Origin of the sequence: Azorhizobium sp. AG788, from assembly GCF_943371865.1 — a bacterium.
Classification (GTDB): Bacteria; Pseudomonadota; Alphaproteobacteria; order Rhizobiales; family Xanthobacteraceae; genus Azorhizobium.
Map to the genome: position 1 here is coordinate 266,549 of NZ_CALRWL010000002.1, position 21,802 is coordinate 288,350.

Genomic DNA, 21,802 nt, shown 5'->3' on the forward strand with positions numbered 1-21,802 from the left:
CGGCAATGCACATGGTGGTGGGGGCGGGGATGATCACGGCCAAAAGTCCGCAAGCCGCCCATCCGATTGCAAGACCCAGTGCCCCGCCTCCGCCAGCGCACGGTCGGGCGCGGGCTGTCGAAGATAGGTCGCGAGATCTCGGCTGATGCGCTCGATGGGGTGAGAGCGTTGAAAACAGGGGAGGCCCACGGAGCGGTGGACGAGTTCCAGCACATCCAGTCCTGCCCGCTCAACCACACCGCGGGCGAGGTTCACATATGCAATGGTTCCCGCACCGTCTGCGACCTGTTCGGCCCTCTCCGAGGCATGGTCCACCCACAGCCTGGCGGTTTCAGCGGCCGCCGCGGCCTGTGCCATGCGGGCCACTTGGTGGGGGTCACTGTCACGGCCGACGCTGCGGAGATGACCGCGCGCCTCGTCCACAAGACGCTCGATCCCCCCCAACTGCACGGCCAGAAAGCGCCAGGCGCCGCCAGAGAAGTGCGGCTGGGCGTGATAATCCCCCGGTGCGCCGACGATGTCTTTCTCGGTGACGGCAAGTCCGGAGAAATCAAACGCGCCGCTGGCCGACGCGCGCATGCCGTGAGCCCGCCATGCTGTCATATCCGCGCGCTGATGCAGGTCGCGCGCCCCGAGGGGCGGCAGGATCATCAGCGGCGGTCCATCGGAGATGCGGGCAGTCACGAGGGGGCAGGCGACGAAACCGGCACCGGATGCGAACGTCTTTCCCCCCCTCAAGCGGAACCCTACGCTGTCCGGTTCGATGCGCAGAGGTGCATCGGTGCTTTCGGTGTTCCAGACGCCGTACAGTTTGCCCTCGCGCACGGACTCGGCCGCGCTGCCGATCTGCTCAGGCGTGCCGAACCGCTGGATTAGCGCAAGCGCATTCACATGGCCTTCATAGAGACGACCCAGCGGCAGGCTGGCCCAGCCGATCAAGCGGAGGGCCCGCGCCAGATGGCCCGCACCGACGCTGCTCAACCCAAAACCTTGACCTCCGAAGGACGGAGCGAGGGGAGCAAGAAGAGCACCCGAGGCGGCGAGAAGATCGATGTCCTCCCGTGGCGATGCCTCATCATGGTCGAGATCGGCCGCGTGTGCGGCGACCGTATCGAGAATAGCGCGCAGTCGACCGAAAAATGGCTCGGCCGACTGCGGCGCCTTTGAAGCGACAGGCCGGAATGGAATGGGATTCATCGTCATGTCTGCCGTTCGCTCACTGCCATGGAAACGCTCCCGGCTCTGCTCAGAGCTTGACGTTGCCTTCACGGGGCCAGAAGCGCAGCTTGCGGCAGCGTTCAATGAACTGAGCCGCCGATGCGGGTGCCTTGAGGGCAAACAGCCCGTCGTCGGCGTCAGGCGCCACGCCCGCCTTGGTGAGCAGAGCAACGGCGGCTGGGCTGAAGGCAATGAACTTGCAGTGGGCGAAGGCATCCGCCACGAAGTCTCGCGCGGCAGCTTCACCCGTCAGTTGCGCGGCTCCGTCTTCGGACAAGAGAAGAGCCACCGCGTCAAACAGCACGGAGGGGCCACCATCGACCATATGTGTCGCGGGCACCAAGGTCCCGTCAGCGGTCTTCACGCCCCCGACCTTGGGCGCAATCAGCGCCAGCGTCGCGCCTTCAGCGGCGATGGCTGCAGCCAGCGCCTTGAGGAGCTGGCCGTCGCAGCCGTCGGTCACAAGCACGCCGACCTTGCGCCCGGCGAAGCTGGCCGGGCCATTTTGAATGATGCTGAGGGCGGGCGACGCCGGCAGATCGTTCCGCGGCGTAACCGCTGCATCGGCAGGCTGGGGGAGGGTGTCCATCCCCAGCTTGTCTGCAACCGCGGCGCCAAGTCCCGCATCAATATTGAGCAGATGCGCAACCATCCGCTCGCGAATGACCGGGTGCTCGCACTTGCTCAGCTCGAAGGTCAGCGACATGATGATGTGCTGCTGTTCATTCGGCGCCTGGCTGATGAAGAACTGGCGTGCCTGGCTATAGTGGTCTGCGAAGCTTTCAGCGCGCAACCGGACCTTCGGCGCCGCAATGTCCTCGCGGAAGGAGCGGAAGCCGCGGGAGGGGTCTTCGCGCGGCCCCTCGCCCCAGGAGTTGGGCTGATAGTTCGCCCGTCCGACGGGGTTGCGCATGGCCATATGCCCATCCTGCTGAAAATGCGCGAACGGGCATTTCGGCGCATTGATCGGAATGTGCGTGAAGTTCGGGCTGCCGAGCCGCTTCAGCTGTGTATCAAGATAAGAGAAGTTGCGACCCTGAAGCAGAGGGTCGTTGGAGAAGTCGATGCCCGGCGGCACATTCTGAGTCATGAAAGCGACCTGCTCGGTCCCCGCGAAGAAATTGTCCGGCATCCGGTCCAGCACCAGCCGGCCCACTGGAATGGGCTTGAGGACTTCCTCGGGAATGAGCTTGGTGGGGTCGAGAACGTCGAAGTCGAAGCGATCAGCGAAGTCCTGATCGAACAATTGGACACACAATTCCCACTCCGGGAAATCGCCGGACTGAACCGCTTCCCAGAGGTCGCGGCGGTGGAAGTCCGGGTCGGCGCCGTTGATCTTCACCGCTTCGTTCCAGACCACCGACTGCAGGCCGAGCTTCGGCTTCCAGATGAATTTGACGAAGGTGGATTGATCCTGGGCGTTCAGGAAGCGAAAGGTGTGAACACCGAAGCCTTCCATGAAGCGGAAGGAGCGCGGGATGGCCCGGTCCGACATCACCCACATGATCATGTGCATGGATTCCGGGGTTAGCGAAATGAAATCCCAGAAATTGTCGTGCGCGGATTGCGCCTGGGGAAAGGCCCGGTCCGGCTCTGGCTTGACCGAATGGATGAGGTCCGGAAACTTGATCGCGTCCTGGATGAAGAACACCGGGATATTGTTGCCGACCAGATCCCAATTGCCTTCTTGGGTGTAGATCTTCACCGCGAAGCCGCGCACGTCGCGGGCAAGGTCGAACGATCCCTTCGACCCGGCGACGGTGCTGAAGCGCACAAATGCCGGTGTCCGTTCGCCAGCGCGCTGGAACAGGTCCGCTCGGGTGTATTTCGCCAGGGATTCGTACGTCTCAAAATAGCCGTGAGCGCCATAGCCGCGGGCATGAACCACCCGTTCGGGAATGCGCTCATGATCAAAGTGAAAGATCTTCTCCCGGAAATGGAAATCCTCAATCAGGGAGGGGCCGCGTGCGCCCGCTTTCAGGCTGTTCTGGTCGTCAGCAACCGGTCTGCCTTGAGCCGTCGTCAGCAGCGGCGTATCGCCAGTGGCGGTCTGGTGCAATTCGCCGCCCTCGCCGCGGATCAGGGCCTGGTCGTGAATGTGGGCCAGATTTGCATTACGAGCGGTCGTCTTTGAGGACTTCCTGGGCATTTGGTTGCTCCATGAGGGGCGCCGACAAGCATGGGCGAGGCTGCCTGATGCCGTACTCTGCGGGCATCCCTGCGCGGCCGGTTGTGAACCAGGGGGGCGGACGAGCGGGCGTGCCCGTTGCCCATCAGGCAACGGGACGAGGAAGGGCCGGGCCTGCCATTGGCAGGCCCGTCTCACTCAGAGCGCGCGATTGCTGGCGTCCGGGATATGCTGACGCGGCGGCGTCGGCGCGTCCACGTCGAATGCCGTCCAGCCTTCGCCCTCATAGGCGGCACGACGTTGCGAGACGTCGACCGACTTGTGTTGCTGCAGCAGCGCATTCAGGCGGGGGGCCTCCGTATCGTCCACGCGGGCGGTCACGAGTGTACCGCCGCGGCGGATGCTCTCCGCATAGACGTGGGCATCGTCCTCGGGCACGCCAGCACCGGTCAGCGCGCCGATAATTCCGCCGGTTGCGCCGCCGGCCACCGCGCCGGCAATCGCCCCGGCTGCGGTGGAGATCAACCAGCCCGCTGCCACCACGGGGCCAACGCCGGGAATGGCCATGATGCCCAAGCCGGCGAGAAGACCGCCCGCGCCGCCCAGGGTGGCGCCGATGCCGGCACCAATGCCCGCGTCCGCAGCCGCGTCATTCTTTTCCACCGCGCCATCGCGATGGGTTCCATCGGCATTGTTGGCGATGATGCTGATGTCGGAGTTCGACACGCCGTTGGCTTCCAGAGCGCTCACCGCCGAGGTCGCATCGGTGTATTGATCGAAAATCGCTGAAATGGTCTGAGTCATGGTCGGTCCTCCTGAGGTCGTTTACTTGCTGACGACATTGCCCTGAAAATCGAGCATGACGGTTTTGTTGATGCCGTCCTTGGCTGCGGTGCCCTGCCACACGCCATTGCCATCCTTCTTCAGCGCCGATACGGCGGTAAAGCCGGCCTTCTCGATGCGGTCCTTCGCCTGAGCTTCCGTGAAACTGTTGGCGCCCTGCACGGGGGCAGCCGCATTTGTTTCCTTGGACCCCACGGCCGGCGTCGTCGCCGTCTGAGCGACGGCGCCCATGGTCGTGACGGACAGAATAGCCGCCGAAATGATGACGTGTTTCATGTAAGTGCTCCCTGCGTGCGCCGCACAGAATTGCTGCACGTGCCGTTATCCCGTGGGTCCAGGCTATCTGCCGTCTCGGGCTGAGGTTGCGGACCCGCTCGCCACTCTCAGTGGCGTACAGACGAAACAACCGCCGCAGAGTTCAATCGTTCCTTCTGTCTGTTCGCGAATTGCAGCTAAGCTTATAAAAAGCAGGCTGGAATAAGTGCGATAAGTCAACCGGCTATCCGCTCGCGAACGGTGGCAATAGACGCCAGGACGTCGTCTGTTGCAGTCTGATGCACCATATGGCCGCAATTTGCGACACGGCGGAGCGTGCTGTGCTTGATCACCTCGTGCAGGCGATGGGACTGCGCATGAAAATCAACCAGACGATCGTCCGCGCCGGCGATAATCACCACCGGCACCGTAAGCTCGCCATAGCGCCGGTGAACGGCTGCGGCTGCGGGCACCATGAGCGTCGTCTCGACCGCGGCGGCGCGCAGCTGTGATGGGCGCAGGGCCATTTCCGTCGGAAACGCCTCGAACTTCTCTGGCACGCGCGCCGGACCGAATATCTTGCGCAACGACGCGCCCCAGATGAGCCGGCCGATGAGCGGCGACAGCGTCTGGCTGAGAAGATCGCCGACAATCGGCAAAGCGCCACCGATGGACATGAGTCCGTCAAGGCGGGCAGACGGGAAATAGTAGCCCGAGGCGAGGACCAGCCCCTTCACCAGCGTTGGGTGCCGCACGGCCATGGTTGCGGCGAGCAGCGCGCCCCAGGAGTGACCGACCAGGATCGCCTCGGTCACGCCCAGCCGCGCAAGGGCGTGGTGGATCAGATCGGCTTGGTGAGATGGGGTCCAAATGACGGACCTCGGCCGCCGGCTGTGACCAAAGCCCGGCCGGTCGAAGGCAATCACCCTGGCATCGCTGATGGCATCCAACAGGCCGCTTGCCTGGAAATCCTCCACCATTGCGCCGTTGCCGTGGAGAAAGACGATGGCGGGACCTGTGCCGTGATCGGTGTAGTGGAGTTTGACGCCATCGATGTCGATGAACTGCCCCGTCGGCGGATTGTCCTCTTCGGCACGTCGGGTCGACATGCGATTGAAGACGGCCATCGCGGCCAATGCGGTGACGGCGAAAACGCCAATTGAGATTGCGGTGCGGTGTCGGCTCACGGCAGCAGCTCCAGGCGCGGCCAGGTAGCAACAGGCTGCCTGGTGCGACGCGGACGACCAACGTGCGCTCGGTCACCTGGTTCCGTGGTGCGCCCACGCGCCCGAAGCCCTCGCGATGAGGGCTATTGTCCCCTCAGGCCGGTTCCACAGCCGTGCCGAAGCCAGGACGATCGTGCGATCTTCGACAAAGCGGTGGCCAAAAGGCGGCCGGTATTGATGAGGATTTGCCGTTCCGAACCCAGCTGTATGAGGGCGGTCCGCAGCGGCGGCCATGGGTTGAGGCACGGCTTTGATTTCGCGGTGAGCCGCGCGGAGCGGAGTCCCGTGGCGTGCAGGGCGGCCTTGGCCGCCCTGGCCTCCGGCCGCACGGAAGCGGCGCGGCGATGATCTGGCCCATGATGCCCGCCGGCACTATGTCCGAACCGGCATGGTTCTCGGTCCAAGTGGGAACGGCGGTGCGAGCGTCGGCCAGAAGCGACCGGTCGCCCAACAGCACCGTGCGGCCCCTCGGTCGATGCGATAACCGGAGGGGTGGTTCCGTCAGCAGGGCCGCATGCGTGTAGGCAATGCCTACGATGTCCGGGTTTTTCTCTCAGCGTAGCGCCGATCCCGCTCCGCCTTGCTCGCGGCCTGGTCTTCGATGACGCGCGCGATGCGTTGGCGATCCGCGGCGGCGCGCTCATCGGCCTCCCGTCGAGCTTCAGCCTCGATCTCCAGCGCTTGCTGCACGGCCTTGGCCTCAGCTGCGGCCTGCTCCTCAGCCTTGAGGCGGACGCGCTCTGCATTTCGTTCTTCGCGAGCAGACGCAATCGCCACCCGCTCTGCCAGCTTTGCGGCGAGTTCCGGCTCGGCTGTCGCTGAACGATAAGATTCGAGGCGGGACTTTTTCGTACTGGCCGAAGCTTTCAGACGATCGGCGAGGCCGACATTCCACGTTTTATTCAAATGGATAGAACCTAGCGCATTCATTTTTCCGGCACCTCACGTGAGGACCAGATTTGACCGAGACCGTCTAGCAAATTTCGAGGCTAGAGTCTCCATCAGAATTGTCGTGACAGAATCGCGGTGGCAAGGCTCCTGCTGGCGCGATGCCGAAGCGCCGGTCTGCGTGCCATCAGCCGGACGGTCCGGGTGCGCGAGCCGCAGGGGCGATCCCCTGGGCGCGCCGCACAAAAGAGTCTGCCATTGCGATCGACCCATTTCTGTGCCGAGATTGACGCCGGCAAAGCACGGTGTCTCGGATGAGACTGAATCCTATCAAGCACGCGGAACGGGTCACGGGGCGTAAGCAGTCGGCGCTTATTGATCTGTGGTCAACGGCCGGCTTTGCGGCGACCCTCAGCGATGTCACCGGGCCGCATATCTACAACTATGGTGAGCTACCCGTCGCCACGGTGGCGATCACGCTCTATGACGTGCGCCGCCATGTGCTCATCGAGAATGGGCGCGTGCGCCGCGACGGACGTGTCGCGGCCGGCCAGTTCCGTATCGGGCAACCGGGCAGGAGCGTGGTTGTCGACGCAGTGCCCGATGTCCACGCTGGAAAGCTCGTTCTGCTCTATCTGGATGATGTCCTGCTCCGGGAGGTCGGCGCCGCCCACGGCAGCGCCTCGCCCATCGTCTTGCGGGATACGGCCTGGGACGTGGAAGATCCGATGCTCTCACTTTGCGCCCAACGTCTCGTCGAGGCGAGCGCCTTGGTGGGGTCGGGCGATTCCCTGATGGCCGAGCAGTTCGCCTATACGCTGGCGCTGCATGTGGCTGATCGCTACGGCGCGCCGCAGGCGTTGCAGCCGATCCCGACGCTCGATCTTGGCAAATTCGCCTGGATCACGGACTTTGTGCGGAGCGATCCCGGTCGCGCAATCTCGCTCGCGGACATGGCGACGATTGCCGGCATGAGCCCATCCGCCTTTATCCGCAGTTTCAAGCGCGCGACCGGATTGACGCCCCATCGCTTCGTGATGGAGCAGCGGGTGCGGGTGGCGCAGGATCTCATCGCTGTTTCGGAGATGTCGATTGCCGAGATCGCGATCGAAGTGGGCTTCTCGTCGCAATCGCACATGGGAACCGCATTCCGCGCGATGACGGGAATGAGTCCATCTCAATACCGTCGCGTCAAACGCGGCCAAGGCTGATTTTCTGATAATGCCGTCGGTCGCGCGGCGGGGAACGACGTTTTTCTGGCAGACAGCAAACCTCCCGACACGCCACCTTCCTGCCCAAGCATGCGCCCGAACGAAGGCGCGGTAAGGGAGGCCAAGCATGTCGACGACGCCGACGATCGTACCGATCGAGAACACCAGCCTGACCGGCTTCTACAAAGACATGACCGTGCCGGAAAAACGGACCTTTTGGGCCTGCGCCACCGGCTGGGCGCTCGACGGCATGGACTTCATGATCTACCCGCTGGTGATCGGCACGATCATCAAGCTGTGGAATGTCGATGCCGGTACCGCGGGACTTGCCGGCACGGTGACCCTGCTCGCCTCGGCCGTGGGCGGCTGGGGCACCGGCTACATCGCCGATCGGATCGGGCGCGTCCGCACGCTGCAATTCACCATCCTCTGGTTCTCGTTCTTCTCGCTGCTGTGCGCCTTCGCGCAGGACTTCAATCAGCTGCTGATCTGCCGCGCATTGCTCGGGCTGGGCTTCGGCGGCGAATGGGCGGCAGGTGCCGTGCTCATGGGCGAGACCATCCGGGCGCAGTATCGCGGCCGCGCGGTCGGCTCCGTGCAGTCCGGCTGGGCGGTGGGCTGGGGCCTTGCGGTCCTGGCGCAGGCGGCGCTGTTCTCGCTGCTGCCGGCGGAGCAGGCGTGGCGCTGGATGTTCGCGATCGGAGCGCTGCCGGCGCTGCTGGTGCTCTATCTGCGCGCCTATGTGAAGGAGCCGGAAGTGGCGGCCCAATCCCGCGCCAAGGAGGCGGCCAAGGGCGGAAGCCCCTCCATTCTGGAAATTTTCCGTGGCCCGATCCTGAAGGTGACCGTGCTGGCCTCGCTGGTGTCCACGGGGTGCCAGGGCGGCTACTATGCCATCACCTTCTGGGTGCCGCGCTTCCTGACCACCGAGCGCAAGCTCTCCATCGTCGGCTCGACCGGCTATCTCGCCGCGCTCATCATCGGCTCGTTCATCGGCTATCTGGTGGGGGCCTGGTATGCGGACCGCTACGGTCGCCGGAGCCTGTTCCTGGTCTTCTCCCTCGGCGCCATCGTGGTCGTGGCGGCCTATACCCAGCTGCCGCTGTCGAATGAGGTCCTGTGGGTGCTGGGGTTCCCGCTGGGCTTCTTTGCCTCGGGCTATTTCTCCGGCATGGGCGCTTTCCTGACCGAGCTCTATCCAACGCGGCTGCGTGGGTCGGGGCAGGGCTTCTGCTACAATTTCGGCCGGGGCATCGGTGCGCTGTTTCCGTTCCTGGTCGGCTATCTCTCGCAAGCCACGACGCTCGCCGACGCCATCTGCATCTTTGCGGTGATCGCCTATGTGGTGTTCTTCGCCGCCGCCTACATGCTTCCAGAAACCCGTGGCAAGGTACTCTTCGCCGATGCGTGACACAGGTTCGTCCCCTCAGAGTGCCCCGGCGTGTCCGGGGCCGGATCCCCTGCCGCACGGGCCGACGCGCTATCGCGTGCCGCCGGGCGCCGTGGATACCCATGCGCATGTCATTGGGGCGCCCCCGGCCTATCCTTTCGTGGCCGGCCGCAGCTACACGCCGCCCGAGGCGAGCGCGCACAGCTATCTCGCCATGCTCGACGCGACCGGCATGGCTTATGGCGTGCTGGTCCAGGTCAGCGTGCATGGCACCGACAATCGCCTCTTGGTGGCGACGCTCGCCGCCAACCGGGAGCGCTTGCGCGGGATTGCGGTGATCCCGCTGGGTCTCCCCGATCGCGAACTGGCGGACCTGAAAGCCGCGGGCATTGTCGGGTTGCGCCTGAACATCCTTTATGGTGGCGGTATCGGGTTCGCGCAGCTCGATGCCTATGCCGCGCTCGCCCGGGAGATGGGCTGGCATCTGCAGTTTCTGGTGGATGCGCGGGATCTCACGCCACTCGCGCCGACGCTCGCCAAGCTTGAGGTGCCTTTCGTCGTCGATCACTGGGGGCATTTCCCGGTCTCGCGCGGTCTCGCCGACATGGGCTTTCAGACGCTGCTCGCGCTGGTGCGCGATGGCGGCTGGGTGAAGCTCTCGGGGGCCTTCCGCAATTCCGTCGATGGCCCGCCCTATGCCGATACGATTCCCTTTGCGCAGCGACTGCTGGAGGCGGCCCCCGATCGCTGCGTCTGGGGTTCCGACTGGCCGCATGTGGCGCATTGGAAACCGATGATGAACGTCGGGGACCTGCTGGATCTGCTGGCTGACTGGGTCCCCGACGCGGCTGCACGAGAGCGCGTCCTGGTGGACAATGCGCACCGGCTTTATGGCTTCCCGCCGATCTGAATGCGCCAAGGCTTGATGGCGCCATGGCGTCCCGTCCGCCCCTCCGGGCTGTAGGTTCTGCGTGATGACGGTATTTGGCCAGGGGCGGACGTGCATCAGGCGTCGCAGCGGTAGACAAAGCCGGCGTCAGGCCAAGCCACAGAGCAGATTGCGCCGTAGCAAGGTAGGGTAAAATCCACGTCCCTTCACTTGGGCATAATGCACAGATTATGCTGCAATGAATGAAGCTGAAGCCGGCCGCATCCGTGTTAAATCTGGGGGCAGGCGGCGCTGGCTCGGCCGGAGGGACGGATGGTTCTTGTAAAGACGACGACGTTGGCCGCCCGCGCCAAAACGCGAAAATCCCCCTCAGACGCACAGGCCGTGCCCGTATCCACCGTTGAGCCGACGCTGAAGCCCGCGCCGGTCAAGAGGGCCGCCGCCAAGCGGCCCCAGGGCTCGCGCCGCGACATTGCACGGGAACGTATCGCTGCGGCCGCCACGGAACTGGGGAGCGGCCTTAAGGCGGCATCGAGCGCCGTCGAGGAATTGCGGCGTGCACTGACGGAGATTGCCAGCGGCGCCGAAGAGGCGGCAGGGGCGGCCCACGAATCCCTGGCGGCCGTGATGGCGATGAGCGCCAATTTCGGTCAGGCGCGGGAACGCGCCGAGGGCGCGCGGCAGCGGGCGGAGATCCTGCAGAATCTGCTTGCCGCTACGGGAGCCTCCATAGAGGCCTCCGTGAAGGCGGTCGAGGTGAATGCCCGACGCCAGTTGGCCAGCGTCGGCCTGATCGAGATCCTCGAACGGCACGCCGCCAAGATCGGCGAGATCACCAAAAGCGTGGCCGACATTGCCGATCAGACCAGCCTCCTGGCGCTGAATGCCGCGATCGAGGCCGCGCGTGCGGGCGATGAGGGCCGAGGCTTCGCCGTCGTCGCCGATGAGGTCCGCGCCTTGGCCGAAGTGTCGGAAGCGCGGTCGATTGAGATCCGGGTCTTGGCCGAGCGCATCGGAACGTCCGTCCGCGGCATTGCCGATCAGCTCAGGGCAGCCGCAACGGCCGCCGAGGCCGAGGCGGCAGCTGGGGCCGAGATCAGTGAAAACCTGGCGGCGGTCCGTCGCGAGATGGCCGTTCTGGGGGAGGACAGCCAGGCCATCCTCATCTCCGCGGTGGAAGCGGCCGGGGCCGCAAACGAGATGCGGCGCGGTGCCGAGAGCGTGTCCAGTGCCGCCGAAGAGCAGGCGTCTGCCGCCGCGGAGGCGCAGCGCGCCGTGCAGGAGCAGAGCCAGTCCATTGAGCAAAGCCATGCGGCGGCGGAGTCCCTGGGACGTATCATCGACGCCTTGATCGGTGGACGGGGCGATGAGCATGCGGCCCATCAGACCGCAGCAGCGGCTGAGCAACTGTCGGCCACGGTGCAGGAGCTGTCCGGTGCGGCCGGCGAAATCCTGATCGCGATCGATCAGATCAGCCGCGGCGCCCAAATTCAGGCGGCTGCAACCCAGCAGGCCAGCACGGCCATGGAAGAGATCGAGAAGGCCGCGCGCAGTTCGAGCGCCCATGCGAAGGGCACCGCCAAGCGCGTGAGCACCATGCGCGCCTTGCTTGGTGCCAGCCACGCGGCGGTGAGTCGGCTGGTGAGCGGCGCGGCGCGATCCGTCGCGGAAAGCAGCGCCATTCTGCTCACGCTCGAAGACCTTGAGGCGCAGGCGCGGGCCATTGGCAAGTTTACGGACGGCCTCGGCCTCATGTCCGTGCAGATCACCATGCTGGGGACGAGCGGTGCGGTTGAAGCGGCACGGGCGGGCGAAGCGGGACGGGGCTTTTCGGTCGTATCGGCCGATATCCGCACGCTGGCACGCGACGCGTCGGGTAATGCAGACGCGGTGAAGGATCTGGTTGCCGACATTTCCACCCAGATCTCGAGAGTTCGTCGTGACCTGGACCAGATCGGCGCGCTTTCGGGCGCGGAGATGGAGAAGCGACGCGCGATCGAGGACCGCCTGACTGAAATCACCAGCGAAACCACGCGCCTACAAGTGAGCTCTGATGACATCGCGACGGGTGCAGATGCGGTCCTCTCCACCAGCATCGAGGTGATGTCGGGCATCCATCAAATTGCCGCGGCCGCAGAAGAAGCCAGCAATGCGGCCGCTCAGGCCGTCACGGCGGCTCGCCAGCAATCGCAGAGTGCCGAGGACCTCGCGGCGGCGATTGAAGAGATCGCGCTTCTCGCCGACGAACTCCAGCAGGGTTTGACCTGAGGTGATGTCCGCCGAGATCTCCCGCAGCCTGACGGTCCGCGCGGGTATCACCCGCGTTGCCGTGGCTGCCGAGGAGGTCGCCGAGGTCATCCGTATGCCCCGGATCACGCGCGTGCCCCATGCCCCGCCATGCCTGCTCGGCGTCGCTCATTCGCGGGGCATCGTCCTGCCGGTGATTTCGCTGGGCGCCTTGCTTGGCAATGCCCAAGGAGGGGATGCGACCCGCGTCGTGGTGTTGCGCCGCGCGCCGGCGATCGGACTGGCCGTCGATGCCGTCGAAACCCTCCAGCGCCTGTCCGCGCAACAGGGGCGGCCCGAGCGCGGTCGCCTGATGCTTGGCGAGGGGGACGACGCGCGCGCGTTCGATCTCGACGCGGCCCTGCGCGAACGGTTTTCCGACTATCGTCGGGCGCAGCGCAGCCATGACGGCGCGACGACCGGGCCGCCCGTAGCGGCGGCTCGTGAGACAAAGGCGTTCCTGGCCTTTTCGCTCGCGGACCAGGCCTACGCGCTGCCGCTGGACGGGATTGCAGAGGTGATGGACGCACCGTCTGCACTGCTGGCTCTGCCCCATACGGATGCGGTGCTGTCCGGCGTCCTCGACTGGCGCGGGCAATGTGTGCCGGCCGTATCGCTTCGCGCGCTGCTGGGGCTGCCGGAGCAGCCGCTTGCGCCGAGCGACCGAACCATCGTGGTGCGGATCGGGGCCCACCACGTGGCGCTGCTGGTGGATCACGTCAGCGCCATCCTGCGCGTTCCGGCCGAGGCGATCGGGCCGGCGCCCAGCATTTTCAACAGCGGGACCGGGGAAGCGCGGATTGACGCCCTGATCAGATTGCCGGACGGGCGGGGGCTGGTTTCCATTCTCACGCCGGAGCGCATCCTTGCGGACGCGCGCGTCGGTGCTCTCCTGGCCGCGCCCTCCCATCGAGCCGACCTGCCGATGGCCAGTCCCGCGCCCACCGCCGCCGCCCGCCAGCGGTTTCTGATGATGCGGCTCGGCGACGAGACCTACGGGATCCCGATCGCCTGTGTGGAGGAGGTGGTGCGCTTCCCTGATGCCCTGACGCGCCTTCCGCGAGCGCCCGACTATGTCCACGGTGTAATGAACCTTCGCGGCAAGGTTATTCCGGTCATCGACCAGCGCCGTCGCTTCGCGTTGGACGGGGACGAGGGCCAAGCGACGCGCCGCATCGTCATCGTCACGGTGTCCGAGGTGCGGGCCGGATTTGCCGTTGACGCGGTATCGTCCATCCTTGACGTGGCGGACGCGGATCTGATGCCGTCGCCGGAACTATCCGGCGCGGATGATCGTTTGTTTGATCGAGCCGTCCCGCCTGGAGGTGCTCACGAGGGGGACATCATTCTGATCATCGACCCGAAGGTGCTGCTCGCGCGCGCCGCGGCCGACATCGCGCACGACCTCGTGCCTGGGTCCGCCGCGCCGTGACCAAGCTGCTGGTTGTCGATGATTCCGCATTGATGCGCCGCGTCCTGGGGGAGATCTTCCGCGATGAGGACGGCTTCGAGGTGGCATTTGCGCGCGATGGTGTCGAGGCATTGGCTCAGCTCCACGCCTTTCAGCCCGATGTCATCACGTTAGACGTGCAGATGCCGCAGATGAATGGTCTGAGTTGCCTGGACCGGATCATGGTCGAGCGGCCGTGTCCCGTGGTGATGGTCTCCTCGCTCACGGGGGATGGCGCCGAAGCAACGCTGAGCGCGCTGGAACTCGGAGCCGTGGACTTCGTTCTGAAGCCGCCCGGCACGGTCTCGCTGGCCATAGATGATCTGTCGCGGGTGCTGATTGAAAAGGTCCGCGGCGCGGCGGCTTCACGTATGCCGAGTTCCCGTCGCTTGGCGGAACGGCTTCGTGCGCGCGCCGCGGCAAGGCCCGAACCCCGTTCCGCCCAAAAGCGTCGGGCGGACCGTGTGACCGACGCCCTGGAGGGCGTGGTGATCATCGGAACCTCCACCGGTGGGCCGCCCGCCCTGGACGCCGTCCTCTCCCAGCTCTCCGGCGACTTTCCCTGGCCCATCCTGGTGGCGCAGCACATGCCGGCGGCCTTCACCGCGTCGCTGGCCCGCCGGCTGGATGGGCTTTGTGCCCTGAGGGTGATGGAGGTCACGCGCCCGACCCCCCTTGCGGCGGGATGTGTCTACGTGGCGCGGGGGGATGCGGACATGATCGTCAGCATGCGCGGCACCGGCCCGGTGGCCATGCCGGTTCCGGCCAGCGACACCTACCGTTGGCATCCGAGCGTCGATCGTCTCGTCTCCAGTGCGGCCGCGATCTTTCCAGCGGCGCAACTGGTTGGGGTGCTGATGACGGGCATGGGCAACGACGGGGCACAGGCCATGGCGGCGTTGCGCGCTGGCGGCGGCCGGACGATCGCCGAGTCGGAAGACAGCGCGGTCGTCTGGGGCATGCCGGGGGAACTGGTGCGGGCAGGCGGTGCGGATGTGGTCGTGCCGCTGGAGATGATTGCGGGGCGACTTGTGGACATGGTCGCCGCCCGATGAAACGGCTGCCCGCACCGGCCCAGAAGGTTCTCAGCCGGGACGATCTGCAGCAGGTGTGCGACTTCCTCTATCAACAGACCGGCATGCTGTTCGGCGAATCCAAGCGCTATTACATTGAGCGGCGGGTGACAGACCGCGTTCTCACCACCGGTGCCGCCAGCTTTGCCGTCTATTTCGATCGGCTCCGCTCCAATCCGGCGGAGCGGGAGAAGCTGATCAACGCCTTTACCGTCAACGAGACCTATTTCTATCGCGAGGAACACCAGCTTGCGTGCCTGGGCCGCTCGCTTCTGCCCGACCTCATCACCTCCCGCCGTCCCGGCGACAAGATCAGGATATGGTCGGCGCCGTGCTCCACGGGCGAGGAGCCTTACTCCATTGCCATCTGGCTGCTAGAGAACTGGCGGCTGGTCGACGCCTACCACATCGAGATCGTCGGCTCGGACATCGATACCCAGGCACTGGAGGCGGCACGTCAGGGGCGGTATGGTGAGAGGGCCTTGTCGCGTCTGTCGCCCGATCTGCTTGAGGCCTATTTCGAGCCGGCGCAGTATCAATACTGGCAGATCCTCCATGACCTGAGGGAATCGGTGACATTCTCCCACGCCAACCTCATCGACCGAGCCAGCCTGGCACCGCAGGGAACGTTCGACGTCATCTTCTGCCGCAACGTACTGATCTATTTCGATGACGAGGCTCGGCTGCTGGCCGCCGACAATCTCTATGACCGGTTGAAGCCGGGCGGCTATCTGTGCCTCGGGCATTCCGAAGCCATGAGCCGGATCAGTGGACGTTTCACCACCCGACGCTTCGAGGACGCCATCGTCTATCAACGCCCCCGTGACATCCCATGACCGACGAATTGATGACGCAGTTCCTCATCGAGGCGCGCGAGGCGGTCGCGAGCGCGGAGCGCAATCTCGCGGTGCTGTTGCGCCGCCCGGACGATGTCCCGGCATTCGAGAGCTGCTTCCGGGCCGTTCACACGCTCAAGGGCTCCACCGGACTGTTCGATCTGGTGCCCATGGGGCTGATCCTGCACGGGGCGGAAGATTTGCTCACGAACCTGCGCACGGCGCGCACGGGTACGGCGGAAGACTTCGAGGCCATCATCGGTGTGATCGATCACGTCGATCGGTGGCTCGATGCCCTGGAGCGGACCGGCGTCCTGCCCCGCGACGCGGAGCGCATCGCCACCGCTGACAGCAGCCGGCTGAGGGAATTGGCCGGGGCGTCTTCCACCGCGGAAGGTGCGCGGAACGGGCCATCGATCCCGTTCCAGATCCCGCCGGCGTTCGCCGGGCACACCGGGCTGGCCATCCGGTACACGCCGCGCAGCGACTGCTATTTTTCCGGCGATGATCCGCTCGCCATCCTGTCGGCGGTGCCTGGGCTCGTAGATCTGAGGATTTCGCCGCGCGAACCGTGGGGTGCGCTGGCGGACTATGATCCCTATGCCTGCAATCTGGTGCTGGAGGCGGTCACGTCCGCCAGCCGCAGCGCCGTTGAGGCCGCGGTCCGATTTGTCGCGGACCAGGTCGAGATTGCTGAATTGGCCGGTGGCCCCGCTCCGGCGCAACCGGGGCCTGAAGGGGTCCGCCGGACCCTGCGTATCGACGCCGAACGCATTGATCGGCTGGCGGACATTGCCGACGATCTGGTGATCGCCAAGAATGGGTTTGCCGATCTGGCCAAGCTGGCAGGACGCAAAGGCGATGCCGAGGCACTGGTGCAAGCGCTGCGCGTGCGGCACGCCCAGCTTGAGCGTCTCGTCATCGACCTGCACGCGGCGGTTGGCCAGGTGCGACTTCTGCCGCTTGAGTCTTTGTTCAGCCGCTTTCCGCGCCTCGTCCGCGACATTGCACGGACACTGGGAAAGACGGTGGAACTGGAGATCGAGGGCGGGCAGATCGAGGTGGACAAGGCCGTGGTCGATGGGCTGTTCGATCCACTGCTTCACGTCCTGCGCAATGCGGTGGACCATGGCGTTGAGGACCTGTCCGCCCGTCGCCGGGCCGGCAAGCCGGATACGGCAGCCATCCGCCTGAGCGCGCGTACGCAGGCCGACCAGGTGGTGATCGAGGTGAGGGATGACGGGGCGGGCATCGATCCGGCACGCATCCGCGCCTTGGCGGTTGAGCGGTGCCTCATGAGCGGCGCGGCAGCCGATGCGCTGGATGACCGGGCGGCGATCGACCTCATCTTCATTCCCGGCTTCTCCTCCGCCGCCGAAGTCAGCGCCGTGTCCGGACGGGGCGTTGGCATGGACGTGGTCCGCGACGCGGCGCTCCGCCTCGGCGGAACGGTTGGCGTTGACAGCCAGAAGGGACAGGGCTCTACCGTCCGGTTTATTTTGCCGATAACGCGCGTTCTGACGCGGGTAATGATCGTCACCTGCGGCGGCGAGCGTTATGGTCTGGCGCTGGAGCACATTGTCGAGACGGTGCGGGTGGACGTCGAGCGGATCATTCCGATCCGGAGTGGCAGGGCATTCCGGCTCCGGGACGAGGTGATCCCGCTGGTCGCGCTTTCTGCCCTGGTCGGGGTCGGCGGTGCGCCGTCACGCGCCGTCGAGCGGGTCGTTGTGGTGCGCATGGGTGGAGAGCATGTCGGTCTCATCGTCGATGGGATCACCGACCATATGAACGCCGCGGTGCGCCCCATGAGCGGACTGCTTGCCGCCGCCCCCGGCATGCGCGGGACGGCCTTGCTTCCCGACGGTGCGGTGCTGATGATCCTCGACATGTCGGAGTTCATTCCGTGACGGTTTCAGAGGATGGCGCGGTCATTCGCCTTCAGGGGCAATGCCGGGTTGAGGATGCGGAAGTGGTGACGGCTCTGCTGCTCAACCGCAGCGAGCCGCTGGTGGACCTGTCCGGTTGCGAGAGCATGCATGCGGCGGTCTTTCAGGTGCTATTGGCGTTTCGACCGAGAATCGTGGGCAAGCCGGAGAACGCCTTCATTCGCGACAGGCTCCTGCCCGCTTTGGCGGGATAGGATCTGTCGGCCGGATTTGGACGACGGCATCAGTTGGCCCCAGGCGGGCCGGGAGAGAGGAAGTAATGGGAACCACAGTTCTCATCGTGGATGACAGCAAGCTGGCCAGGATCGTGCTGCGCAAGGCCATCACGGCCTTGCAGCCGGAGTGGGGGACGGTCGAGGCGAGCAATGCCGATGAGGCCGTCGCGGCCATGGACGCCCACACTGTGGACGTGGCCGTGATCGACTACAACATGCCGGGGCGCGACGGACTTGCGCTGGCGGAAGAACTGCGCCAGCGGTTCCCCGCCATGCCGATCGCCGTTGCGACCGCGAACATCCAGGACGAGATCATCGCCCGGGCGCGTGCCGCGAAAGCGACCTTCATTCCCAAGCCGGTGACCGAGGACGGCATGCGCGGCTTCCTGTCCGGCGCCGCGCTCCGCTTGAGATCGCCGGCCACATGAGCACCGCAGAGATGCTCGATGAACTGGAGCGTGATGCTCTGACCGAGTTGGTGAACATCGGGGTCAGCCGGGCCGCGGCCAATTTGCGCAAGATGGTCGGAGAGCAGGTCCTGCTCTCCGTGCCTGCGGTCGAGGTCATGGCCCGCGACGTGGCTGCGACCATGCTCGGGGAACGCGAGAGCGGCGAACTGGTGGCGGTGCGGCAGGACTTCGAAGGCGTGTTTTCCGGTCGGGCATTGCTGATCTTTCCGCAGTCCAACAGCATGGCCTTGGTCCATGCTGTGACGGGCGGCACGCTGTCTGCCGATGAAGCCGCAAAAATGGAGCACGAGGCGCTGGCCGAGACCGGCAATGTCGTCCTGAACAGTTGCCTGGCGACCATGGCCAACATGCTGAAGCGGCCCCTGACCATGTCGCTGCCGGAGGTCATGCGCGGTGATGGATCGCAGCTTCTCAGCGTCATGCCTGCGGAGAAGGACGGCGGCATTGTCCTGTTTCTGTATATCAACTTCGCCATCAACGATCATAATATTCGCGGCTACATTGCGATGCTGATGGATATTCCCTCGCTTCAGGCGCTTAAGGTCCTGATCGCGGATTTCATCGAGCGCGTGGTCGGAGGCGCGGGGTAAGCATGGGCAGCACAATGGCCAAGCCGAGCGGTGCATTCCGGCCATGACTGGCAGCACGCCGTCGCATCTCCATCCGGTCACGCCGAACCTCGCGGATGTCCGCGCGCTCGCCGGCCCGCTGTTTGATGCGTTGGCCACGTCGGGAACGGCGATCACCGTGACCAATCCGCGCCTCGACGACGATCCCATCATCTATGTGAATGCGGCGTTCGAGAGCCTGACCGGCTATGCCGCCAACGACGTCATCGGCAGGAACTGCCGCTTGCTCCAGGCGGCCGCGACCAGCCGGGATACCGTATCCAGGATTGCGGCGGCGTTGCGCGACACCGGCGTCATAACGCTCGATCTGCTCAACCAGCGGCGGGACGGGACACCGTTCTGGAACCGCCTGAGCATCACGACGATCCCCGATTCCTCGGGCGCCCCGGCCTATCGATTTGCGACCCAACTGGATGTCAGCGGCGAGTATGCCGACGCCACGCTTGCCGAACAGCTTGAGCTGAACAGGCTGAAGTTGGTCGAGGTGCGGGAGCGGCTTCGAATTGCCCAAGCGATCTCGGGCGCCGCCGGTGCTTGGGAATGGGACATCGAGGCCGACCGGCTCGTCGGCGACGTTCGCTTCGCCAGCCTTTACGGGCTGGACCCGGCTGCGGCCGCCAAGGGGCTGCCGACGGCCACGTTCTTTGCGCCGGTGCTGGACGAAGATCGCATGCGGCTGCGGATCGCGGTGGCGGGTGCGCTAAACGGAGCCGAGGTCTTCGCGCGGGAATATCGTGTGGTCGTGGACGGTGTCATTCACTGGGTTTCGGCGCGGGGACGCATCCAGTTCGACAGCGATGATCGACCGGTCCGCTTCTCCGGCGTCCTCGCGGACATCACCGACCAGAAACGGGTCGAGGAGCGGCTTCGGGTTGCCCAGACGGCGGGGGGCGTCGGCTCGTTCGAATACCTCAGCGGCTATGGAACGGCCGAGGTGTCCGAGCAGTTCTGCCGCCTTCTGGGGCTTCATCCTGCCAGCAGCCTTCCGGTGCGGACGATCAACGGCCTGGTGGATGCGAACGACCCGCCGCTCATCGAACTCCGGGAAGGCCATCATCCCATCGGGCCCTCTTTCCAGGAATTCCGCATCCGGCGCGCGGACACCCAAGAGGAACGCTGGCTCGCGTCGCGGGGTGAATATCGGCGCGGCGAGGCCGGCGGCATCCGCTTCACCGGTGTCGTGTACGATATCACCTCCATCAAGCGGTCCGAGGCGCAGTTGCGGCTTCTCGCCGATACCCTGGAGTTGCGCGTTGCCGAACGCACCGAAGAGCGCGATCGGGTCTGGAATCTGTCGCGAGACCTGTTGAACGTCATTGGACGCGATGGCGTGTTTCGCGCTGTGAACCCGGCGTGGCAGAGCCTGCTCGGCTACGAGGAGGGCGATTTGATCGGGCGGTCGGTGTTTGATCTGATCCATCCGGACGATCAGCAGGCCGCGCGGGAAAAGATGAGTGCGCTGGCGCAGGGCGAGGCCATTTCCGATTTCGACTGCCGCATGCGGGCAAGGGACGGCGCCTATCGCGGAATAAACTGGGCCGGCATGCCGGAGGGCGACACGATCTATGGCATTGGCCGTGATCTCACCCAGAGAAAAATTTTGGAAGAGCAGCTTCGCCAGAGCCAGAAGATGGAGGCCGTGGGCCAACTGACCGGCGGTTTGGCGCATGATTTCAACAATATGCTCACGGGCATCCTGGGGGCGATCGACATGGTCCGCCGGCGCATCGCCGATGGGCGCCTTGGCGAAGTCGATCTGTTTCTGGATGCCGCGATGCAGTCCGGGCAGCGTGCTGCCGCCTTGACCCATCGCCTGCTCGCATTTGCCCGGCGTCAGACCCTCGACAGCCGACCGCTGGATGTCCAGGCGCTCGCGACGTCGATGGCGGAGCTGTTGCGGCGGACACTCGGCGAGCAGGTGCGGCTTCACATCGACATGCCGGAGAACCTCTGGACCGCCCTTGCGGACGACAGCCAGCTCGAAAGCGCAATCCTCAACCTGGCCATCAATGCCCGGGATGCCATGCCTCACGGGGGAGATCTGCGGATCTCGAGCCGCAATGTTCGTCTGTCGGAGCGCGATCTGAAGGATAGCGCGTTTGCCCGCGCGGGGGATTATGTGGAGATCAGCGTCTCCGATACCGGCCTTGGGATCTCCTCGGATGTGCTGACACGGGTGTTCGATCCCTTCTTCACCACCAAGCCCCTTGGACAGGGCACCGGACTGGGCCTGTCCATGGTCTATGGGTTTGTCCAGCAGTCCCACGGCCACGTCAGCATCGAGAGCACCGAGGGACGTGGAACGACCATAAGGCTCTGCCTGCCGCGGTTCATCGGGAGTGTTCAAGAAGCCGTACCGCCGGTCACCGGCGCGGCCGTTTCGGGAAGCGGAGAGACGGTCCTCGTCATTGAGGACGATGTGGCGGTGCGTCTGCTCGTGATCCAGGTGCTGGACGAACTGGGCTACGCGGCGATCGAGACAGCCGACGGTCGCGAGGCGGTGCCCATCCTGGAATCCGGCAGGGACATCGACCTGATGATCAGTGACGTGGGACTTCCGGGCCTGAACGGGCGTCAGCTCGCGGAAATCGCCCGCAAGACCCGCCCCGCGCTGCCGATCCTTTTCATGACCGGTTACGCCATGGAAGCTCTGGATCAGAGCCGCTTTCTGGATCAAGGCATGGAGATGATCACCAAGCCATTCTCCATCGACGAGTTCGGCCGCCGGATCCGGGCGATCATGGGGCGGGGCGCCGGCTAGAGCATCTCCCCGTTCCTTCGAAAAGCTGAAATTCTCGATCTATCTGTTTTATCGCGTGTTCTTGACGCGAGCCGGGATCCGCTTC

Annotated in this window: 18 protein-coding genes; 12 read left to right on the forward strand and 6 right to left on the reverse strand. The window is 65.2% G+C overall.

The window, feature by feature from the left end:
* Positions 1–33: 33 nt before the first annotated feature.
* The 6 genes from AAG816_RS02600 to AAG816_RS02625 form a co-directional block, all read right to left on the reverse strand.
* Complete coding sequence (locus tag AAG816_RS02600; protein ID WP_341987863.1) at positions 34–1,203, reverse strand: acyl-CoA dehydrogenase family protein; 1,170 nt, start codon at positions 1,201–1,203, stop codon at positions 34–36.
* A 43-nt stretch (positions 1,204–1,246) separates the two neighbouring features.
* Positions 1,247–3,367, reverse strand: a complete 2,121-nt coding sequence (locus AAG816_RS02605) for a catalase (protein ID WP_341987864.1) — start codon at positions 3,365–3,367, stop codon at positions 1,247–1,249.
* A 177-nt stretch (positions 3,368–3,544) separates the two neighbouring features.
* The gene (locus tag AAG816_RS02610; RefSeq protein ID WP_341987865.1) at positions 3,545–4,150 is read right to left on the reverse strand and encodes a general stress protein; all 606 of its coding nucleotides are present in this window, start codon (positions 4,148–4,150) and stop codon (positions 3,545–3,547) included.
* 21 nt (positions 4,151–4,171) lie between these two features.
* Positions 4,172–4,465 carry a PepSY domain-containing protein gene (locus AAG816_RS02615; RefSeq protein ID WP_341987866.1) on the reverse strand — a complete coding sequence of 98 codons (294 nt, stop codon included), beginning with the start codon at positions 4,463–4,465 and terminating at the stop codon, positions 4,172–4,174.
* Between the two features lie 215 nt (positions 4,466–4,680).
* Positions 4,681–5,631 carry an alpha/beta hydrolase gene (locus AAG816_RS02620; protein WP_341987867.1) on the reverse strand — a complete coding sequence of 317 codons (951 nt, stop codon included), beginning with the start codon at positions 5,629–5,631 and terminating at the stop codon, positions 4,681–4,683.
* A 570-nt stretch (positions 5,632–6,201) separates the two neighbouring features.
* Positions 6,202–6,600 (reverse strand): DUF6481 family protein, encoded by a 399-nt coding sequence (locus AAG816_RS02625; RefSeq protein WP_341987869.1) that lies wholly within the window; start codon positions 6,598–6,600, stop codon positions 6,202–6,204.
* Between the two features lie 272 nt (positions 6,601–6,872).
* On the opposite strand from AAG816_RS02625, the gene AAG816_RS02630 reads away from it, so the two are divergent.
* The 12 genes from AAG816_RS02630 to AAG816_RS02685 all read left to right on the forward strand — a co-directional run bounded on the left by AAG816_RS02630 (position 6,873) and on the right by AAG816_RS02685 (position 21,717).
* Complete coding sequence (locus AAG816_RS02630) at positions 6,873–7,769, forward strand: AraC family transcriptional regulator (protein WP_341987871.1); 897 nt, start codon at positions 6,873–6,875, stop codon at positions 7,767–7,769.
* 127 nt (positions 7,770–7,896) lie between these two features.
* Positions 7,897–9,180: an MFS transporter gene (locus AAG816_RS02635; protein WP_341987873.1), complete on the forward strand. Its 1,284-nt coding sequence runs from the start codon at positions 7,897–7,899 to the stop codon at positions 9,178–9,180.
* Positions 9,173–10,069: an amidohydrolase family protein gene (locus AAG816_RS02640; protein WP_341987982.1), complete on the forward strand. Its 897-nt coding sequence runs from the start codon at positions 9,173–9,175 to the stop codon at positions 10,067–10,069. The genes AAG816_RS02635 and AAG816_RS02640 overlap by 8 nt, the downstream gene beginning before the upstream one ends.
* Positions 10,070–10,360: 291 nt before the next feature.
* Entirely contained in the window at positions 10,361–12,316 is a 1,956-nt protein-coding gene (locus AAG816_RS02645; RefSeq protein WP_341987874.1) for a methyl-accepting chemotaxis protein, read from the forward strand.
* A gap of 4 nt (positions 12,317–12,320) precedes the next feature.
* Positions 12,321–13,766, forward strand: a complete 1,446-nt coding sequence (locus tag AAG816_RS02650) for a chemotaxis protein CheW (RefSeq protein WP_341987876.1) — start codon at positions 12,321–12,323, stop codon at positions 13,764–13,766.
* Positions 13,763–14,839: a chemotaxis-specific protein-glutamate methyltransferase CheB gene (cheB, locus tag AAG816_RS02655; RefSeq protein WP_341987878.1), complete on the forward strand. Its 1,077-nt coding sequence runs from the start codon at positions 13,763–13,765 to the stop codon at positions 14,837–14,839. Before AAG816_RS02650 ends, cheB begins: the two co-directional genes overlap by 4 nt.
* A complete protein-coding gene (locus AAG816_RS02660; RefSeq protein WP_341987880.1) occupies positions 14,836–15,693 on the forward strand; it encodes a protein-glutamate O-methyltransferase CheR in 858 nt (285 codons plus the stop codon). Before cheB ends, AAG816_RS02660 begins: the two co-directional genes overlap by 4 nt.
* Positions 15,694–15,704: 11 nt before the next feature.
* A complete protein-coding gene (locus AAG816_RS02665) occupies positions 15,705–17,603 on the forward strand; it encodes a chemotaxis protein CheA (protein WP_341987983.1) in 1,899 nt (632 codons plus the stop codon).
* Positions 17,600–17,836, forward strand: coding sequence for a hypothetical protein (locus AAG816_RS02670; protein ID WP_341987881.1), 237 nt, complete (start codon positions 17,600–17,602; stop codon positions 17,834–17,836). The genes AAG816_RS02665 and AAG816_RS02670 overlap by 4 nt, the downstream gene beginning before the upstream one ends.
* Positions 17,837–17,901: 65 nt before the next feature.
* A complete protein-coding gene (locus AAG816_RS02675) occupies positions 17,902–18,285 on the forward strand; it encodes a response regulator (RefSeq protein ID WP_341987883.1) in 384 nt (127 codons plus the stop codon).
* A complete protein-coding gene (locus AAG816_RS02680; RefSeq protein WP_341987885.1) occupies positions 18,282–18,917 on the forward strand; it encodes a chemotaxis protein CheX in 636 nt (211 codons plus the stop codon). Before AAG816_RS02675 ends, AAG816_RS02680 begins: the two co-directional genes overlap by 4 nt.
* A 43-nt stretch (positions 18,918–18,960) precedes the next feature.
* Positions 18,961–21,717: a PAS domain S-box protein gene (locus tag AAG816_RS02685; RefSeq protein ID WP_341987887.1), complete on the forward strand. Its 2,757-nt coding sequence runs from the start codon at positions 18,961–18,963 to the stop codon at positions 21,715–21,717.
* Positions 21,718–21,802 lie beyond the last annotated feature (85 nt).

What these genes read in the sequence shown, in the direction of transcription:
- AAG816_RS02600 (WP_341987863.1), bottom strand. Translation starts at nt 1,203, where the DNA reads ATGACGATGAATCCCATTCCATTCCGGCCTGTCGCTTCAAAGGCGCCG.
- AAG816_RS02605 (WP_341987864.1), bottom strand. Translation starts at nt 3,367, where the DNA reads ATGCCCAGGAAGTCCTCAAAGACGACCGCTCGTAATGCAAATCTGGCC.
- AAG816_RS02610 (WP_341987865.1), bottom strand. Translation starts at nt 4,150, where the DNA reads ATGACTCAGACCATTTCAGCGATTTTCGATCAATACACCGATGCGACC.
- AAG816_RS02615 (WP_341987866.1), bottom strand. Translation starts at nt 4,465, where the DNA reads ATGAAACACGTCATCATTTCGGCGGCTATTCTGTCCGTCACGACCATG.
- AAG816_RS02625 (WP_341987869.1), bottom strand. Translation starts at nt 6,600, where the DNA reads ATGAATGCGCTAGGTTCTATCCATTTGAATAAAACGTGGAATGTCGGC.
- AAG816_RS02630 (WP_341987871.1), top strand. Translation starts at nt 6,873, where the DNA reads ATGAGACTGAATCCTATCAAGCACGCGGAACGGGTCACGGGGCGTAAG.
- AAG816_RS02635 (WP_341987873.1), top strand. Translation starts at nt 7,897, where the DNA reads ATGTCGACGACGCCGACGATCGTACCGATCGAGAACACCAGCCTGACC.
- AAG816_RS02640 (WP_341987982.1), top strand. Translation starts at nt 9,173, where the DNA reads ATGCGTGACACAGGTTCGTCCCCTCAGAGTGCCCCGGCGTGTCCGGGG.
- AAG816_RS02645 (WP_341987874.1), top strand. Translation starts at nt 10,361, where the DNA reads ATGGTTCTTGTAAAGACGACGACGTTGGCCGCCCGCGCCAAAACGCGA.
- AAG816_RS02650 (WP_341987876.1), top strand. Translation starts at nt 12,321, where the DNA reads ATGTCCGCCGAGATCTCCCGCAGCCTGACGGTCCGCGCGGGTATCACC.
- AAG816_RS02660 (WP_341987880.1), top strand. Translation starts at nt 14,836, where the DNA reads ATGAAACGGCTGCCCGCACCGGCCCAGAAGGTTCTCAGCCGGGACGAT.
- AAG816_RS02665 (WP_341987983.1), top strand. Translation starts at nt 15,705, where the DNA reads ATGACGCAGTTCCTCATCGAGGCGCGCGAGGCGGTCGCGAGCGCGGAG.
- AAG816_RS02675 (WP_341987883.1), top strand. Translation starts at nt 17,902, where the DNA reads ATGGGAACCACAGTTCTCATCGTGGATGACAGCAAGCTGGCCAGGATC.
- AAG816_RS02680 (WP_341987885.1), top strand. Translation starts at nt 18,282, where the DNA reads ATGAGCACCGCAGAGATGCTCGATGAACTGGAGCGTGATGCTCTGACC.
- AAG816_RS02685 (WP_341987887.1), top strand. Translation starts at nt 18,961, where the DNA reads ATGACTGGCAGCACGCCGTCGCATCTCCATCCGGTCACGCCGAACCTC.